Source organism: Pseudogemmobacter lacusdianii (genome assembly GCF_030848395.1).
GTDB lineage: Bacteria > Pseudomonadota > Alphaproteobacteria > Rhodobacterales > Rhodobacteraceae > Pseudogemmobacter > Pseudogemmobacter lacusdianii.
This window is the reverse complement of the sequence record NZ_JAVDBT010000020.1, coordinates 1-16439: the sequence shown is the minus strand read 5'-3', so window position 1 is coordinate 16439 and position 16439 is coordinate 1. Positions and strand designations below refer to the sequence as shown.

At 61.2% G+C, this 16439-nt stretch carries 13 protein-coding genes; 5 read left to right on the top strand and 8 right to left on the bottom strand.

The window, feature by feature from the left end; translation table 11 throughout:
* Window positions 1–7: 7 nt before the first annotated feature.
* Together gyrA and rocF are read right to left on the bottom strand one after the other, a co-directional pair.
* Window positions 8–2728 (bottom strand): DNA gyrase subunit A, encoded by a 2721-nt coding sequence (gene gyrA / locus Q9295_RS16590; RefSeq protein ID WP_373457477.1) that lies wholly within the window; start codon window positions 2726–2728, stop codon window positions 8–10.
* 243 nt (window positions 2729–2971) lie between these two features.
* Window positions 2972–3895 (bottom strand): arginase, encoded by a 924-nt coding sequence (gene rocF, locus Q9295_RS16585; RefSeq protein WP_306681708.1) that lies wholly within the window; start codon window positions 3893–3895, stop codon window positions 2972–2974.
* Window positions 3896–4187: 292 nt separating this feature from the next.
* Between rocF and Q9295_RS16580 the strand changes: the two genes are divergently transcribed.
* The 3 genes from Q9295_RS16580 to Q9295_RS16570 all read left to right on the top strand — a co-directional run bounded on the left by Q9295_RS16580 (window position 4188) and on the right by Q9295_RS16570 (window position 7469).
* Window positions 4188–6149, top strand: a complete 1962-nt coding sequence (locus tag Q9295_RS16580) for a heme lyase CcmF/NrfE family subunit (RefSeq protein WP_306681707.1) — start codon at window positions 4188–4190, stop codon at window positions 6147–6149.
* Window positions 6146–6610, top strand: a complete 465-nt coding sequence (locus Q9295_RS16575; RefSeq protein WP_306681706.1) for a cytochrome c-type biogenesis protein — start codon at window positions 6146–6148, stop codon at window positions 6608–6610. The genes Q9295_RS16580 and Q9295_RS16575 overlap by 4 nt, the downstream gene beginning before the upstream one ends.
* An 82-nt stretch (window positions 6611–6692) precedes the next feature.
* Window positions 6693–7469, top strand: coding sequence for an enoyl-CoA hydratase-related protein (locus Q9295_RS16570; RefSeq protein WP_306681705.1), 777 nt, complete (start codon window positions 6693–6695; stop codon window positions 7467–7469).
* Between the two features lie 48 nt (window positions 7470–7517).
* On the opposite strand, the gene ilvN is transcribed toward Q9295_RS16570, so the two are convergent.
* Both ilvN and Q9295_RS16560 read right to left on the bottom strand, forming a co-directional pair.
* Window positions 7518–8078: an acetolactate synthase small subunit gene (ilvN, locus tag Q9295_RS16565; RefSeq protein ID WP_306681704.1), complete on the bottom strand. Its 561-nt coding sequence runs from the start codon at window positions 8076–8078 to the stop codon at window positions 7518–7520.
* Window positions 8079–8143: 65 nt separating this feature from the next.
* The gene (locus Q9295_RS16560) at window positions 8144–9889 is read right to left on the bottom strand and encodes an acetolactate synthase 3 large subunit (protein ID WP_306681703.1); all 1746 of its coding nucleotides are present in this window, start codon (window positions 9887–9889) and stop codon (window positions 8144–8146) included.
* 412 nt (window positions 9890–10301) lie between these two features.
* Between Q9295_RS16560 and gstA the strand changes: the two genes are divergently transcribed.
* Both gstA and Q9295_RS16550 read left to right on the top strand, forming a co-directional pair.
* Window positions 10302–10904, top strand: coding sequence for a glutathione transferase GstA (gene gstA / locus Q9295_RS16555; protein ID WP_306681702.1), 603 nt, complete (start codon window positions 10302–10304; stop codon window positions 10902–10904).
* 162 nt (window positions 10905–11066) lie between these two features.
* A complete protein-coding gene (locus Q9295_RS16550) occupies window positions 11067–12173 on the top strand; it encodes a TRAP transporter substrate-binding protein (RefSeq protein WP_306681701.1) in 1107 nt (368 codons plus the stop codon).
* 72 nt (window positions 12174–12245) lie between these two features.
* Here Q9295_RS16550 and Q9295_RS16545 read toward each other — a convergent pair whose 3' ends face one another.
* The 4 genes from Q9295_RS16545 to Q9295_RS16530 all read right to left on the bottom strand — a co-directional run.
* A complete protein-coding gene (locus Q9295_RS16545) occupies window positions 12246–14132 on the bottom strand; it encodes a TRAP transporter large permease (RefSeq protein ID WP_306681700.1) in 1887 nt (628 codons plus the stop codon).
* On the bottom strand, window positions 14129–14716 hold the full coding sequence (locus Q9295_RS16540) for a TRAP transporter small permease subunit (protein ID WP_306681699.1): 588 nt from the start codon (window positions 14714–14716) through the stop codon (window positions 14129–14131). The genes Q9295_RS16545 and Q9295_RS16540 overlap by 4 nt, the downstream gene beginning before the upstream one ends.
* A 234-nt stretch (window positions 14717–14950) precedes the next feature.
* Window positions 14951–15787 carry an arginyltransferase gene (locus Q9295_RS16535; protein WP_306681698.1) on the bottom strand — a complete coding sequence of 279 codons (837 nt, stop codon included), beginning with the start codon at window positions 15785–15787 and terminating at the stop codon, window positions 14951–14953.
* A gap of 303 nt (window positions 15788–16090) precedes the next feature.
* Window positions 16091–16439, bottom strand: a 349-nt coding sequence (locus Q9295_RS16530) for a DUF2852 domain-containing protein (protein WP_306681697.1), incomplete at its 5' end; no start/stop codon positions are given.

Genomic DNA, 16439 nt, shown 5'->3' with positions numbered 1-16439 from the left:
GGGCGGATCACTCCGCCTCATCCTCGCCTTGTTCGGCCACGCGGGCCACCGAGACGACCTCTTCCTCGGCGCCGGTGTTGAACACCCGCACGCCACCGGCCGAACGGGAGCGGAAGGAGATCTGCTCCACCGGCACCCGGATTGATTGCCCGGTCGAGGTGGCGAGCATGATCTGGTCGGCCAGTTCCACCGGGAAGGAGGCCACGATCTTACCGCCACGCGGGCCGGGTGAGATCGCTTTCACGCCCATGCCACCACGGCCACGCACCGGATAATCGTGCGAAGACGAGAGCTTACCCGAACCGCCGGCAGTGACGGTCAAGATCAGATCCTCGGCCGCCGACATTTCGGCATAGCGTTCTGGGCTCAGCTGACCTGCCGCCACACCGTCGTCTTCGTCATCCGATTCGTCCTCGGTCACACCGGCCATCAAGCGGCGCTGCTTGAGGTAGGCGGCGCGCTCATCGGCCTCGGCTTCGAAGTGGCGCACGATCGACATCGAGACGACTTTATCGCCTTCGCTCAGACGAATACCACGCACCCCGGTCGAGCCGCGCGATTTGAAGACGCGGATCTCTTGCGTCGAGAAGCGGATGGCGCGGCCCAGATTGGTGACCAGCATCACATCGTCATTCTCATCGGCGATGGCAGCATTCACCAAGCTTACGCCCTCGGGCAGCTTCATCGCGATCTTGCCGTTGCGCATCACATTGGTGAAGTCCGACAGATCGTTCTGGCGCACATCGCCATCCGAGGTGGCGAAGACGATTTGCAGATTGTCCCATTCATCCTCGGGCGCATCGACATGCATCACCGAGGCGATGCTGACGCCCATTTCGATCGGCAGGATATTGACCAAAGCCTTGCCCTTGGCGGTGCGGCTGCCCAGCGGCAGGCGCCAGGTCTTCATCTTATAGACCATGCCATCGGTGGTGAAGAACAAGAGCCAAGTGTGGGTGTTCGCCACGAAGAGCGAGGTGACAACGTCATCCTCTTTCGTTGCCATCGAAGCGAGGCCCTTGCCGCCGCGATTTTGCTGGCGGAACTCGGCGAGGGGGGTGCGCTTGATATAGCCGCCCGAGGTGATGGTCACGACCATATCCTCGCGCTCGATGAGGTCTTCATCCTCCATATCGCCGGCCCAGTCGACAATCTCGGTGCGGCGCGGCACGGCGAAGAGTTGCTTCACCTCATTCAGCTCATCCGAGATGATGCCCATGATCCGGTCGCGCGAGCTGAGAATATCAAGGTAATCCTTGATCTTAGCGGCCAGTTCTTCCAGCTCGTCGGTGACTTCCTTGACGCCCATCGCGGTCAGGCGCTGCAGACGCAGTTCCAAAATGGCGCGGGCTTGAATTTCCGACAGGTTATAGGTGCCGTCTTCATTGATCGTATGGCTGGGGTCGTCGATCAGCCGAATATAGGGCGCGATGTCATGCGCGGGCCAGCGGCGGCTCATCAGCTTGTCGCGGGCTTCTGCCGGATCGGCCGAGGCGCGGATCGTGGCCACGATCTCATCGACGTTCGAGACAGCGACCGCCAGACCGCAAAGGATATGGCTGCGTTCGCGTGCTTTGCGCAGTTCAAACGCGGTGCGGCGTGCAACAACTTCTTCGCGGAAGGTGATGAAATAGCTAAGGAAATCGCGCAAGGTGAGCGTTTCCGGGCGGCCGCCGTTCAGCGCCAGCATGTTGCAGCCAAAGCTGGTTTGCATTGGCGTGAAGCGGAAGAGTTGGTTCAAGACCACATCCGGCGTCGCGTCGCGCTTCAGCTCGATCACCACACGAATGCCGACGCGGTCGGATTCGTCGGCCACACCCGAGATGCCTTCGATGCGCTTGTCGCGCACCAGCTCGGCGATGATCTCGATCATCCGCGCTTTGTTGACCTGATAGGGCACTTCGTCGATGACGATGGCCCAGCGGTCCTTACGGATCTCTTCGATATGGGTCTTGGCGCGGATGATGACCGAGCCGCGCCCCTCAAGATAGGCTTTGCGCGCGCCCGAGCGGCCCAAGATCAGCCCGCCGGTTGGGAAATCGGGCGCCGGGATAATGTCCATCAGCGCTTCCATGCTGATGTCGGGGTTTTGGATCATGGCCAGCGTGCCATCGATCACTTCGCCCAAGTTATGCGGCGGAATATTGGTGGCCATACCCACCGCGATGCCGCCCGCACCATTGACCAGCATGTTCGGATAGCGCGCCGGCAGAACCGTAGGCTCGCGGTCTTTGCCGTCGTAGTTGTCTTGGAAATCAACGGTGTCTTTGTCGATATCGGCCAGCAAGAAGGCGGCGGGCTTGTCCATCCGCACCTCGGTGTAGCGCATCGCCGCCGCACCATCGCCGTCCATCGAGCCGAAGTTGCCCTGACCGTCGAGCAGTTTCAGGCTCATCGAGAAGGGCTGCGCCATCCGCACCAAAGCGTCATAGATCGCGCTGTCGCCGTGCGGGTGATACTTACCCATCGTGTCGCCAACCGGACGGGCCGATTTGCGGTAGGGTTTGTCGTGACCGTTGTTGGTCTCGCTCATCGCGAACAAGATGCGCCGGTGCACCGGCTTCAGACCGTCGCGCAGATCGGGGATCGCGCGGCTCACGATCACGCTCATCGCGTAATCGAGATAGGCCGTCTTCATCTCATGGACGATATCGACCTGAGGTCCGTGCCGGATGGGTTCGTCCGGGTTTTCACCAGTGATTTCAGTATCTTCGGGTGTATCGGTCACGGTCTGCCCTTGCTGGCCCTTTGGGCCCAAGATTTTGTTGGGGCCAAGTTACACCATACCGCAGGTGGGGTGCAATGGTGGGGGGGCATTCCAAGGGGATGCGTGACGATCCGTCTCATAAATCCTTGGGAAAACTGGGAAAAACAGTCAAAAAAACCAGCGCTTTGCGGCGCTGGTTTGGGTGTCATTGTCTCAAGGCCTGCAGGGGGGCGAAATTTGGCGCGGCTGCTTTTGGCTTGGACGTTACTTCGAGCGGGTCGGGCGGTCGAAAACCTTTTTGCCCATCAGGCTGCCCACAAGGTCAACCATGAGCCGCGCCGTCATGCCCCGGTCGTCAAGGAAGGGGTTCAGCTCGACGAGGTCGAGACTCGTGACAAGGCCGGATTCGTGCAAAAGCTCCATCACCAGATGCGCCTCGCGGAAGGTGGTGCCGCCGGGGACTGTGGTGCCAACCGCAGGCGCGATTGAGGGATCGAGGAAGTCGACATCAAGGCTGACATGCAGCATGCCGTCTTCGTCACGGCAGCGGGTGAGGAACTCACGCAAAGGGGCGACGATCCCGCGTTCATCAATGACGCGCATGTCATTGATGAAGATGTCACGTTCTTGCATGGCGGCCTGTTCGGCCGGATCGACCGAGCGGATGCCGAACATGCAGATGCGCTGCGCGGGCACCGGCGCGGGGAAGGGCGGGAAGGCGTCAAAGCCGTCGCGGCCGTTGATATAGGCCAAGGGCGTGCCGTGCAGATTGCCCGAAGTGGTGGTGAGCGGCGTATGGAAATCGGAATGCGCGTCGAGCCACAACAGGTAAAGCGGGCGGTTTTGCTTTTGCGCATAGCGCGCGGCGCCCGCGGCTGAGCCCAAGGCCAGCGAGTGATCGCCACCCATGATGATCGGAAAACCACCTGCGGTCAGGGCTTCATCCACGCGGGCCGAGAGCACTTCGGACCAGCCGATCGTCTCAGCCAACTGGTGCACCACGGGGTTGTCGCAAACGGCGGGGCGCAGTGCGGGCAGAGCAAGATCGCCCCAATCTTCCACGCTGTGCAATTCGGATGCGATTTCCTTGGCAATGCCAGCGACCCGGTAAGCGGCTGGCCCCATCAGGCAGCCGGGGCGCTTTTGGCCGGAATCGATTGGGGCGCCGATCAGGATGGTTCTGGTCATGAAGGTCCTCCGTTGGGTGTCAGCGATACACCGGCGCGCGGCGCCTTGCCAGAGGGGGTGGGCCTGCCTCGGCCCCATCGAGGGGCCTTGGCAGGCTGGGCGCGGCAGGCCGATGCCGGGGCGTGGCTGGGGGAGGCGCCTTTGGCGGGGATATTCTGATAACGGGGTGGTTTAGCGGTTTGACTGCGGCTCATGCGCACAGGTGGTGCGGAATGGCCCCGAGGCCGTCTGAGGGGCATTGGAAGCCGGCGGGGGCTTCGGTAGAATAGCGCCAAGTCCTCAGGAGAACCGGATGATTGTCGAACTTGGGCATTTTGCGCTGATCCTGGCGTTTATGGTGGCAGTGGTGCAGGCCGTGGTGCCGCTATGGGGCGCGCATCGGCGCAATGCTGCATTGATGGCGATGGCCGGGCCAGCTGCGGTGACGCAGTTTTTGCTGGTCGCCTTTGCCTTTGCGGTGCTGACGCGGGCCTTTGTCACTTCGGATTTCTCGCTGGCGGTGGTGACGGCCAACTCGCACACGCTGAAGCCGATGCTTTACAAAGTCTCGGGCGTTTGGGGCAACCACGAGGGGTCACTTCTGCTTTGGGTGCTGATCTTGGCGCTTTTTGGCGCTTCGGCGGCGTGGTTTGGTCAGAACCTGCCGGTGGCGTTGAAAGCGCGGGTGATTGCGGTGCAAGGCGCGATTGGCGTGGCCTTTTTGGCTTTCTCGATCTTCACGTCGAATCCATTTCTGCGCCTCGCCGTGCCGCCTTTGGACGGCGAGGATCTGAACCCCTTGCTGCAAGACCCCGGTTTGGCCTTTCACCCGCCCTTCCTTTATCTCGGCTATGTTGGCCTCAGCATGGCGTTTTCCTTTGCCGTCGCGGCTTTGATCGAGGGCAAAGTTGATGCGGCATGGGCGCGGTGGGTGCGGCCTTGGACCTTGGCGGCTTGGGTTTTCCTGACCATCGGTATCGCTCTGGGCTCTTGGTGGGCCTATTATGAGTTGGGCTGGGGCGGCTTTTGGTTCTGGGATCCGGTCGAGAACGCCAGCTTCATGCCTTGGCTTTTGGCGGCGGCTTTGCTGCACAGTGCCATCGTGGTGGAAAAGCGCGAGAGCCTGAAGGCGTGGACGATCCTTCTCGCGATCATGGCCTTTGGGTTCAGCCTAATCGGCACCTTTATCGTGCGCTCGGGCGTGATCACTTCGGTGCACAGCTTCGCCTCGGACCCGCAACGTGGTCTCTTTATCCTTGGGATTTTGGCATTCTTCACCGGCGGCGCTTTGGTGCTTTTTGCCTTCCGCGCCTCGGCGATGCAGGCCAAGGGGCTTTTCGGGCTGGTCAGCCGCGAGAGCGCCTTGGTGGTCAATAACATCCTGCTGGCGGTCTCGGCCTTGGTCGTCTTTATCGGCACAATCTGGCCCTTGGTGGCCGAGATGACCAGCGGGCGCACGATTTCGGTGGGCGAGCCCTTCTTCAACGCGGCCTTCACGCCGTTCTTTGTGGCGCTGGCGGTGATCTTGCCGCCGGGGGCGATGCTGGCTTGGAAGCGCGGCGATATTGGCCGGGCGATGCGCAGCCTTGGCCCGGTAGCGGTTTTGGCGGTGGCGATTGGCGGCTTGGCCTTTGCGATGCAAACCGGGCGCTCGGGTCTTGGGCCGATTGGCGCCGCTTTGGGGGCTTGGGTGGTCTTTGGGGCGCTTTGGGATTTGTGGCAGCGGACCGGGCGGTCGGGCGACCGTTTTGGCCGCTTGCGCCGCCTGCCGCGCGCCGATTGGGGCAAGGCAGTGGCGCATGCGGGCTTGGGCGTCACGATCTTTGCTTGCGCTGCGATGAACGCTTGGGCGATTGAGGATATCCGCGTGGCGCGCTTGGGGGAGAGCTATCCTTTGGGCAGCTATGAGGTCACTTTGCGGGCGGTGAATGAAGTGGAGGGGCCGAATTACCTCTCGACCATGGCCGAGCTGGAAGTGAGCCGCGCGGGTGTGCCGGTCGCCGTGCTTTACCCTGAAAAGCGGGTTTATCCGGTGCAAGCGATGCCCACGACCGAGGCGGCCATTGATTACGGCTTCCTGCGCGACCTCTATCTGGTGATCGGCGATCCGCAGCAAGGCGGCGGCTGGGCGGTGCGCGGCTATATCAAACCCTTTGCCAATTGGATTTGGGCCGGGTCGATCCTGATGGCCTTGGGCGGCGCGCTCAGCCTGACCGACAGGCGCTACCGCGTTGCCGCAGGGGCGCGCAAACCAGCAGGAGTGCCCGCAGAATGATGCGCTTTGGCAAAGCATTGCTGGTGGCGGGGGCGCTGATCGTGGCACCGCAGGCCCTGATCCCGGTTTGGGCCGTGCAGCCCGATGAGGTGCTGGATGATCCGGTGCTGGAGACGCGGGCGCGGGCGATCAGCCGCTCGGTGCGCTGCCCGGTGTGTCAGGGCGAAAGCATTGACGATAGTGACGCCCGGATCAGCCGCGATCTGCGGCTGATCATCCGCGAGCGGCTCTTGGCGGGCGACAGTGATAGCGAGATCCTCGATTTCCTCGTGGCGCGCTACGGTGAGTTCGTGCTTTTTGACCCGCCGAAATCGGGGACCAACCTGATCCTATGGCTGGCTGGGCCGGTCACCTTGTTGGTGGCGGGCGGCGTTTTGCTATCCACGCGTCGCAAGACCCGGGGCGAAGAGCCACTGACAGCGGCCGAGCAAGCGCGGCTGGATGAGATCTTGAAGCGCTGATCCGCAGCGCTTTTGACGCCGCGTCCCTCTTTCCCTGCGGCGACCTCCGCGCCATCCTTGGCCCAAAGCGGAGGGGCGTGAAATGACCTATCAGACGATCACTGTGACCGAGGCCGAGGGCGTCGGCACCATCACGCTCAACCGGCCCGAGGTGATGAACGCCCTCTCGCGCCCTTTGCGGCTGGAGATGGCCGAGGCCTTGCGTGCCTTGCACCAAAGCGTGCGGGCGATTGTGATCACCGGGGCGGGACGGGCCTTTTGCTCGGGCCAAGATTTGCAGGACACCGGCTCGATCGCGGCGGTGGATTTCACCCGCATCTTGAATGAGGAATATGTCCCGCTCCTGCGGCTGATCACCGACAGCCCGGTGCCGGTGATTGCGGCGGTCAATGGCGCGGCGGCGGGGGCGGGGGCCAATCTGGCTTTGGCTTGCGATGTCGTGATTGCGGCGGAATCGGCAAGCTTCATCCAAGCCTTCACCCGCATTGGCCTGATGCCAGACGCGGGTGGCACCCATTGGTTGCCGCGCCAGATTGGCCTTGCCCGCGCGATGGGGGCAGCGCTTTTCGCCGATAAGATCTCGGCCCGGCAGGCGGCGGATTGGGGGATGATCTGGGAGGCGGTGCCGGATGCGGAATTTGCTGCCGTCGTAGCAGCACGCGCCGCGCATTTGGCAAAGGGGCCGACCACGGCCTATGCCGCGGTGAAAAAGGCTTTGCGCGGCTCGTTCGATCTGGATCTGGGAGAGGCTTTGGCCTTGGAAGCCGATCTGCAGGGGCGCTGTGGCGCGACCGCAGACTTCCGCGAGGGCGTTGCGGCTTTCTTGGAAAAGCGCAGCCCGAAGTTCACTGGCGCGTAAGCCTTGGGGAGACTTGCCCCGGATCAGCTCCGGGGCAGGGATCAGATATCAAAAACCGCGCGACAGGGCGGCAACGCCGGTACGGGCGATCTCAGAAAGGCCCAAGGGGCGCAGAAGATCAGCGAAAGCGTCGATCTTCTCGGGCGTGCCGGTCATCTCGAAGATGAAGCTTTCCAGCGTGGAATCGACCACTTTGGCGCGGAAGATTTCGCACAGACGCAAAGCCTCGATCCGCGCGTCGCCCTTGCCGACGACTTTGATCAAAGCCAGTTCCCGCTGCACCGACGGCCCTTCGGCGGTCAGGTCATGCACCGCATGCACCGGCACCATCCGGCTCAGCTGCTTTTCGATCTGGTCGATCACGGCAGGCGTGCCGCGCGTCACGATGGTGATGCGCGAGCGGTGGCCGGTGTGATCCACTTCCGCCACGGTCAGGCTGTCGATGTTATAGCCGCGACCGGAGAACAGCCCGATCACCCGCGCCAAAACACCCGGTTCATTCTCGACGATGACCGCAAGCGTATGGCTTTCTTCGACCTGCATATGGCTGTCCCGTAGGTCATAGGCCGAATGGCTGGTCGCGCCCTTCTTGATATTTAGCGCAGACATTTGCTGCCCTTTCATCTGTCTAAAAATATCCTGGGGGTCTGGGGGCAAGGCCCCCAGCCCGAAGATCACACCAGCACGGCGCCCGATTTGAAGGCGCTGGCATCGGCCGAGAGCAGCATCTCATTATGCGGCTTGCCCGAGGGGATCATCGGGAAGCAGTTTTCATGCTTCTCAACGCGGCAATCGAAGATCACCGGGCCGTCATAGGCCAGCATCTCAAGGATCGCATCATCCAGATCCTTGGGGTCCGAGACTTGAATGCCCTTGCAGCCGAAAGCCTCGGCCAGTTTCACGAAATCGGGCAGAGATTCCGACCAGCTAGAGGAATAGCGCTCGCCGTGCAGAAGCTCTTGCCACTGCCGCACCATGCCCAGACGCTCATTGTTCAAGATGAACTGCTTCACCGGGGCGCGGAATTGCATCGCGGTGCCCATCTCTTGCATGTTCATCAGCCACGACGCCTCACCGGCGACGTTGATGACCAAAGCTTCCGGATGCGCGATCTGCACGCCGATCGAGGCGGGCAGGCCGTAGCCCATGGTCCCCAAGCCACCGCTCGTCATCCAGCGGTTCGGCGCATCAAACCCAAGGAACTGCGCCGCCCACATCTGGTGCTGGCCCACTTCGGTGGTGATGTACCGGTCATAGCCCTTGGTCAATGCCTCAAGCCGCTCCAGCGCGTATTGCGGTTTGATCGTGGTGGTCGAGGGCTCATAGCTGAGGCATTTGACCTTCTTCCACTCTTCGATCTGCGCCCACCATTTGGCGATGCCCTCTTTGTTGACCTTGCGGCCACGGGCTTTCCAGATCTTCAGCGCATCTTCCAGCACATGGCCGACATCGCCGACGATCGGCAGATCAACGCGGATCACCTTGTTGATCGAGGAGGCGTCGATGTCGATATGGATCTTCTTCGACTTCGGTGAGAAATCCGAGATCCGCCCGGTGATGCGGTCGTCAAAGCGCGCGCCGACGTTGATCATCAGATCGCAGCCATGCATCGCAAGGTTGGCCTCATAAAGACCATGCATGCCCAGCATGCCGATCCAACCCTTGCCCGAGGCCGGGTAGGCGCCGAGACCCATCAGGGTCGAGGTGACCGGAATGCCAGTCGCATCGGCAAATTCCACCAAAAGCTGGCTGGCGGCTTTGCCCGAGTTGATCACGCCGCCGCCGGTGTAGAACAAGGGCCGCTCGGCGGTCTCCAGCATCTCGACCATGCGGGTCACGGCGTCGAGATCGCCTTTGACTTTGGGCTGGTAGTGATCGGTGCGGGCCTTCGAGGGCGGCACATATTCCGAAGTGGCGAATTGCACGTCTTTTGGGATGTCGATCAGCACCGGGCCGGGGCGGCCTTGGGTAGCAACATGGAAGGCTTGGTGGATGGTCTCGGACAGCTTTGCCGTATCCTTCACCAGCCAGTTCATCTTGGTGCAGGGGCGGGTGATGCCAACGGTGTCGGCCTCTTGGAAGCCATCGGTGCCGATCATGAAGGTCGGAACTTGCCCGGTCAGCACGATGATCGGGATCGAATCCATCAAAGCATCGGTCAGACCGGTGACCGCATTGGTGGCACCGGGGCCCGAAGTCACCAAAGCCACACCCGGCTTGCCGGTCGAGCGGGCATAGCCCTCGGCCATATGCACAGCGCCTTGCTCGTGACGCACAAGAATGTGGCGGATGTCGTTTTGCTGGAAGATTTCGTCATAGATCGGAAGGACAGCACCGCCGGGATAGCCGAAGACGACCTCGACCCCCTGATCCTTCAGAGCCTGAACCACCATTCTCGCGCCGGTCATCGACCTTGTCATCGCCGTCATCCTTACTGTTCCGTGCGCCATCGTCTGCTGTCTATCGCCAATGAAAAACCCCCGGGGTTGGTTCCCGGGGGCGCATGGTTGCCAGATATGGCTGCCGTTACCGACCCACGCGCCTCGTCTCATCAAGTACTAGAATGTGCAGCATCACGGCCTCTTTGGCTTACGTTGGGGACACTATGGTGGGCAAAAGGGGGCGTCAACCGCAAAAGCGCATGTTTCATGTCCGGGAAGGGTGTGAAATTGAACTTTTATTGCTGGTGCGCAGCGAGGGGCGCAATTTTCGCAATCGCGCACAGATGCGGTGGCGGTTGTGCGCTGGTGAGTCCGCGCCATGTCTTGCCTTAGCTTCGCATTGCCATAGGTAAAGGTCAAAGCTGCGATGGGCGCAGCTGGAGGATTGACGATGAAACTCTATTATTCGCCGGGCGCTTGCTCTTTGGCCTCGCATATCGCTTTGGAAGAGGTCGGGGCCACTTATTCGGTCGAGAAGGTCGATATCCGCGCCAAGAAAACCGAATCCGGCGAGGATTTCCGTAAGATCAGCCCGCGTGCCGCCGTGCCGACCCTTGAGTTGGACAATGGCGAGATCCTGACCGAAGGCGTGGCGATCATGCAATATGTTATGGACAGCGCCAAGCCTGGCAGCCTGCCGGCGGCGGGCACTTTGGGTCGCGCGCGTCTGCAAGAAGCGCTGAATTTCGTCTCGACCGAGATCCATAAGAATTACGCGCCCTTCTTCTATGGCTTGGACGGTGAGGCTAAGGCTAAGCAAACCGCAACGCTGGATGCGCGGCTGGCCTTGGTCGAAGAGCAGTTGGGTGATGATCGCGCCTTCTTGACCGGCGCGGATTATTCGCCTGCGGACGCCTATTTCTTCACCGTGACCAACTGGTCGAAGATGCTGGGCCATGATCTTGCCGCCTTCCCGCGCATCAACGCCTTGCGCGCCCGTGTGGCCGAGCGTCCCGCCGTGCAGGCTGCGATGCGCGCTGAAGGCCTGATCTGAGCGCCGCGCTTTAAACCGAAAGCTGCTCTCCGGATCGGAGGGCAGCAATCCCCGCCGATCTGGTAAGAAATTCTTGCAACGTTAAAGGCGGCAGTTAGGCTCCTTAAGACTTTGGCCGACCTGCGCTGAATGGGTCTGCCCGTCATATATGGAGGAGACCCTATGGATCGTCGTTCCTTTTTGACCAAAGCCAGTGTCGGAGGTGTTGCGGCAGCAGGTGCCGCAGCGCTGGCCGCGCCGGCCCTTGCCCAAAGCACGCCGAAAGTGACGTGGCGGCTGACCTCATCCTTCCCCAAATCGCTGGACACGATCTATGGCGGCGCCGATACGCTGGCCAAATTTGTCTCTGAGGCGACGGATGGCAATTTCACCATCCAGCCCTTTGCCGCCGGTGAGATCGTTCCCGGCCTGCAAGCCGCTGATGCGGTGACCGATGGCGCGGTCGAGGCCTGCCATTCGGTGGGCTATTACTATTTCGGCAAGGATCCGACTTGGGCCTTGGCGGCGGCGGTGCCGTTCTCGCTTTCGGCCCGCGGGATCAATGCGTGGCATTACCACGGCGGCGGGATTGAGCTTTATAACGAATTCTTGGCCCAGCATAACATCGTGGGCTTCCCGGGCGGCAATACCGGCGTGCAGATGGGCGGCTGGTTCCGCAAAGAGATCAACACCGTGGCCGATCTTCAGGGGCTGAAGTTCCGCGTCGGTGGCTTTGCTGGCAAGGTGCTGGAGCGTCTGGGCGTGGTGCCGCAACAGCTTGCGGGGGGGGATATCTATCCGGCGCTCGAGAAGGGCACCATCGATGCGGCGGAATGGACCACGCCTTATGATGATGAAAAGCTCGGCTTCGTGAAGGTCGCGCCGCATTACTACTATCCCGGTTGGTGGGAAGGCGGCCCGACGGTGCATTTCTATTTCAACAAAGCCGCTTACGAGGGGCTGCCCGCCTCGTATCAATCCTTGCTGCGCACCGCCGCGCGGGCGGTCGATGCTGATATGCTGGCGAAATATGACTTTAAGAACCCGCCCGCGATCAAATCCTTGGTGGCACAGGGCGCGCTGTTGAAGCCCTTCTCGAAAGAGATCTTGGATGCCTGCTTTGAGGCAGCCAATGCCACCTATGCCGAGATCGAGGCCAGCAATGCGGGCTTCAAGAAGATCTGGGATTCGATCAAGGCCTTCCGCACCGAGCATTACACTTGGGCGCAGGTGGCCGAGTATAACTACGACACCTATATGATGATCCAACAAAACGCCGGTAAGCTGTAAGCTTCACGGCACAGAATAGGAAAAGGCCCCGGTTTAGCCGGGGCCTTTTTGTTGGCAATGCGGCAAGCGGGTTTAGGGCGTCGTCTCGGCCGGAACCTCAGAAGTGGAGGGCTGCTCGGGAGCCGGGGCGTCACCCAGATCGGGTGCGCCCAAAGCTGGCGCGCCTAGGTCAGGAGTGCCCAAGGCAGGGGAACCGACGGCAGGGGCTCCAACGACTGGGGATCCGAGGGCAGGGGCGCCGAGTTCCGGAGATCCCAAGGCGGGTGCCCCCAAATTGGGCGCGCCCAAGCTTCCGCCAAGCCCACCCCCCATGCCACCGCCCAATCCTTCGCCCAGTCCACCAACCCCAGCACCTTGTGGCAAAGTGATGGTGACGCTGGCAGGATCCACTGGGGCGTCTTTGTAATGCATCACCATGCCGGGGAAGGCGATCACCACCCCGATCATGAAAAGCTGGATCACCAAGAAGGGGATCGCGCCCATATAGATCTGGCTGGTTTTCACCGGGGCCATCGTCTGGCCTGTCACCTTATCCTGATAGGGCAGACGTGGGGCGACCGAGCGTAGGAAATGCAAAGCAAAGCCGAAGGGCGGGTGCATGAAGGAGGTCTGCATATTGACCGCCAAGATCACGCCAAACCAGATCAGGTCGATCTCCAGCGCCAAGGCCGGGGCCACCAGCAAAGGCACGATGATGAAGGCCAGCTCGAAGTAGTCGAGGAAGAAGGCCAGAAAGAACACGAGGACTGAGACGAAGATCAGGAAGCCCAACTCGCCTCCGGGCAGCGAGACCAAAAGATGCTCGACCCAGATATGGCCGTTGACGCCGTAGAAGGTCAGCGAGAAGACCCGCGCCCCGATCAAGATGAACATCACGAAGGTCGAAAGCCGCGCGGTCGAGGCCACGGCATGGCTGATCACTGCCCAGTTTAGCCGCCGCTTCATCAGGGCCAAGACCAAAGCGCCCACGGCCCCCATCGCGCCGCCCTCGGTCGGGGTGGCAATGCCAAGGAAGATGGTGCCGAGGACAAGGAAGACCAAAGCCAAAGGCGGGATCAGCACGATGATCACTTGCTGCGCCAGACGGCTGAGGCTGTTGAGCCCTGTGGCACGGTCCATAAGCGCATAGGCATAGACAACCAGCACCGCGACCACAAAGCCCAGCATATCGGCATCAGCGCCATAGGTCGGCTCTAGCCAATGATGTGCGGCCCAAGTGATGCCCGCGCAAACCAGCAAGGCCACCGCCAGCGAGGTGACACCATAACCCAAAGTCCGCGCCTCGGGCGGCAAAGCGGGCAGGAGCTTGGGTTTGAAGATCGTGAGGACGAAGACATAGGCCATGTAAAGACCGGTTAGCACCAGACCGGGGATCAAAGCCCCCGCATACATATCGCCCACCGAGCGGCCCAATTGGTCTGCGAGCACGATCAACACAAGGCTTGGCGGGATGATCTGTGCCAATGTCCCCGAGGCGGCAATCACCCCCGAAGCGGTGGAGCGGTCATAGCCATTGCGCAGCATAATCGGCAAAGAGATCAGCCCCATCGCGATGACGGAAGCGGCGACAACTCCGGTGGTGGCCGCAAGCAGCGCCCCCACGATGATCACCGCATAGGCAAGGCCGCCGCGCACCGGGCCAAAGAGTTGGCCGATGGTGTCGAGAAGATCCTCGGCCATGCCCGAGCGTTCCAAAATCACCCCCATGAAGGTGAAGAAGGGAATGGCGAGCAGGGTCTCATTCGACATGATGCCCCAAAACCGATCGGGCAGGGTGCGCAAGAGTGGCCAGTCCAGCGTGATGGTGCCGTTGGAAAGCGGTGCCAGCTCGACCCCGATCACGAAGAAGACCAAGCCATGGGCGGCAAGCGAGAAGGCCACCGGATAGCCCATGATCAGAAAGAAGATCAGCGAGATGAACATGATCGGCGCCATGTTCTGCGCGATAAGCTCCATCATTGCTTGATCTCCTCGATCAGCGCTTCAGCCTCGGCCTTGGCGCTGTCATGGGAAGAGACGAAGGGGGTGGGATCCTCGATCACCCCGCGCATCACGGCGATCTTCTTGATGATCTCTGACAGGCATTGCAGCGTTAGGAGGGTAAAGCCGATCAGGAGCAGGCTTTTGGCCGGCCAGATGATCAGCCCGCCCGCATTGGTCGACATCTCGCCCGAGCGGAAGGATTTCAGCGCATAGGGGCCGAGGTGGTAAAGCATCAAAAGGCAGAAGGGCGCGAGGAACAAAAGGTGGCCCAAAAGGTCGATCCAATGCTGGGCCCGTCTGGAGAGGGCGGCGTATAGGATATCGATGCGGATATGTTCGTTCTGCCGCAGCACCAACCCGGCGCAGAGCAGAAAGGCCGCGCCAAAGAGATACCACTGCATCTCAAGCCACGCGTTTGAGGAAAGGCGCGGGGCAACTTTGCGGATCACCGCATTGCCCGCGCTGACCAAGATGGCCAGCAAGATGGCATAGCCTGCAATTTTACCAATTCGTTCGTTGACGCGATCAATCAGGCGCGACAACGTCAGAAGCACTGACATACGGCTTACCCCTCTTTGACCTCCTGAGCCGAGGCCTATGCGCTTCGGCCTGAAAAGGCGGACGAAGAGGGTCAGCTAAAAGCCTAGACGGATTCGCGTCAATTGCGCGATGCGGCGAGGGGCGAGAATTGTCGGATTGGCGCGGTTGCGGTTCGGCTGCCTTGCAAAGTGCCTCCGTAATGGGGGCAAAAAGCCTCAAGGCGCTGGGCCTTGCTTGCCGGATAAATTGGCCGGTTAGTCGCGTGTCACGCGGGCATCCGGCAGGGAGATGCGCGCCACTTGCTCGGCAATCGGGTCCACCGAAAGCGGGTGCAGCTCGGCCCGGTGATTGGCCGGATCGCCCACGGGTTGCCAATGCCCCCCCTTGTAGATCTCAAGCGCATCAAAGCCCGCCTTATAGCCCATTTTGCGGCTGCCCGGCACCCAGTAGCCCAAATAGACGTAAGGCAGCCCTGCCTCTTGCGTGATGGCGATATGGTCCAAGATTACATAGGTGCCCAAAGATTGCGCCTGCAGGTCAGGATCATAGAAGCTGTAGACCATCGACAAGCCGTCATCGAAGACATCGGTCAGACAGACCGCGGCCAAGGGGCGGCCACGCTCGCCCTTCAGCGGTGCACGGCTGTATTCGATCACGCGGCTTTTGATCGGGGTTTCTTCGATCATGGCGGCGAATTCGAAAATATCCATATCCGCCATGCCACCATCGGCGTGGCGGCTGTCGAGATAGCGGCGGAACAGCTCGAATTGATCTTCGGTCGCCCAAGGGCTGGTGGGATGGCGCTGCAGTTCGGCATTGCGTTTCAATACGCGCTTTTGGCTGCGACTGGGCTGGAAGTCGGCCACGCGAATGCGGGCAGAAAGACAAGCCGAGCATTCCGCACAAGAGGGGCGGTAAAGCACATTCTGGCTGCGCCGGAAGCCTTGCTTGGAGAGCGTATCATTCAGCCGCTGCGCATGATCGCCCTGCAAAGCGGTGAACAGCTTTCGCTCCATCCGGCCCTCAAGATAGGGGCAGGGTTGTGGGGCCGTCACATAAAACTGTGGCGCGATGGGAAGTGTATGGCGCATCTCAACTGACTGAATGGGGTAAGGGGCACAGATCGGCGATGAGAGCAGGCAAGTAAGGGCAGCTCAGGCAAGCGGTGGAAAGCATTCGGCGCGCAGCCTAGCAAGGCAAAGCCGCCGCGCCAAGCGGCTTTCATAAGACCGTCTTACTCTGCGCGAAGATGGCGCCAATTGGGAAGGGCCTTCCCGCGATTATGCCGGGATGGTGGACACTTAGGGGCCAGAGGGGTGGTTGCACGAAAAAGAGGCGCGGGAGTGCCGCGCCTCTGGTCCTTGGTCATGGCTCATGCCCAAAGGGCGCTGGGCTTAGTATTCGCCCCGGCGGGCGGTTGGGTCCGAGGCCGGAGCGCCGCCGGCGATGCCGGTTGCAGTGCGTGCCAGGCTGCGCGCGGCCTCATCCGAGCTTTCGGTGGTCTGCGAGCCTTTGCGGGCGCGGTCTTGCATGAAGCTGTCGAATTCGGTTTTGTCTTTGGCTTCACGCAGGCGCTGCAAGAAAGCTTCGAACGCGTCTTGCTCTTCTTCCAAGCGGCGCAGGGTATCGGCCTTATAAGCGTCAAAGGCGGCATTGCCCGAGGAGCGGCCTGCGCGTGCAAGGGTCAGGACTCGTTCTTGTGTCATAGCCAGAAGATGACGGTTGCGGCGAGGGCGACGACGG

Excerpts from the sequence above, each read along its gene's own strand:
- rocF (WP_306681708.1), bottom strand. The coding sequence starts at position 3,895 with ATGACCAGAACCATCCTGATCGGCGCCCCAATCGATTCCGGCCAAAAG.
- Q9295_RS16580 (WP_306681707.1), top strand. The coding sequence starts at position 4,188 with ATGATTGTCGAACTTGGGCATTTTGCGCTGATCCTGGCGTTTATGGTG.
- Q9295_RS16575 (WP_306681706.1), top strand. The coding sequence starts at position 6,146 with ATGATGCGCTTTGGCAAAGCATTGCTGGTGGCGGGGGCGCTGATCGTG.
- Q9295_RS16570 (WP_306681705.1), top strand. The coding sequence starts at position 6,693 with ATGACCTATCAGACGATCACTGTGACCGAGGCCGAGGGCGTCGGCACC.
- ilvN (WP_306681704.1), bottom strand. The coding sequence starts at position 8,078 with ATGTCTGCGCTAAATATCAAGAAGGGCGCGACCAGCCATTCGGCCTAT.
- Q9295_RS16560 (WP_306681703.1), bottom strand. The coding sequence starts at position 9,889 with ATGACAAGGTCGATGACCGGCGCGAGAATGGTGGTTCAGGCTCTGAAG.
- gstA (WP_306681702.1), top strand. The coding sequence starts at position 10,302 with ATGAAACTCTATTATTCGCCGGGCGCTTGCTCTTTGGCCTCGCATATC.
- Q9295_RS16550 (WP_306681701.1), top strand. The coding sequence starts at position 11,067 with ATGGATCGTCGTTCCTTTTTGACCAAAGCCAGTGTCGGAGGTGTTGCG.
- Q9295_RS16545 (WP_306681700.1), bottom strand. The coding sequence starts at position 14,132 with ATGATGGAGCTTATCGCGCAGAACATGGCGCCGATCATGTTCATCTCG.
- Q9295_RS16540 (WP_306681699.1), bottom strand. The coding sequence starts at position 14,716 with ATGTCAGTGCTTCTGACGTTGTCGCGCCTGATTGATCGCGTCAACGAA.
- Q9295_RS16535 (WP_306681698.1), bottom strand. The coding sequence starts at position 15,787 with ATGCGCCATACACTTCCCATCGCGCCACAGTTTTATGTGACGGCCCCA.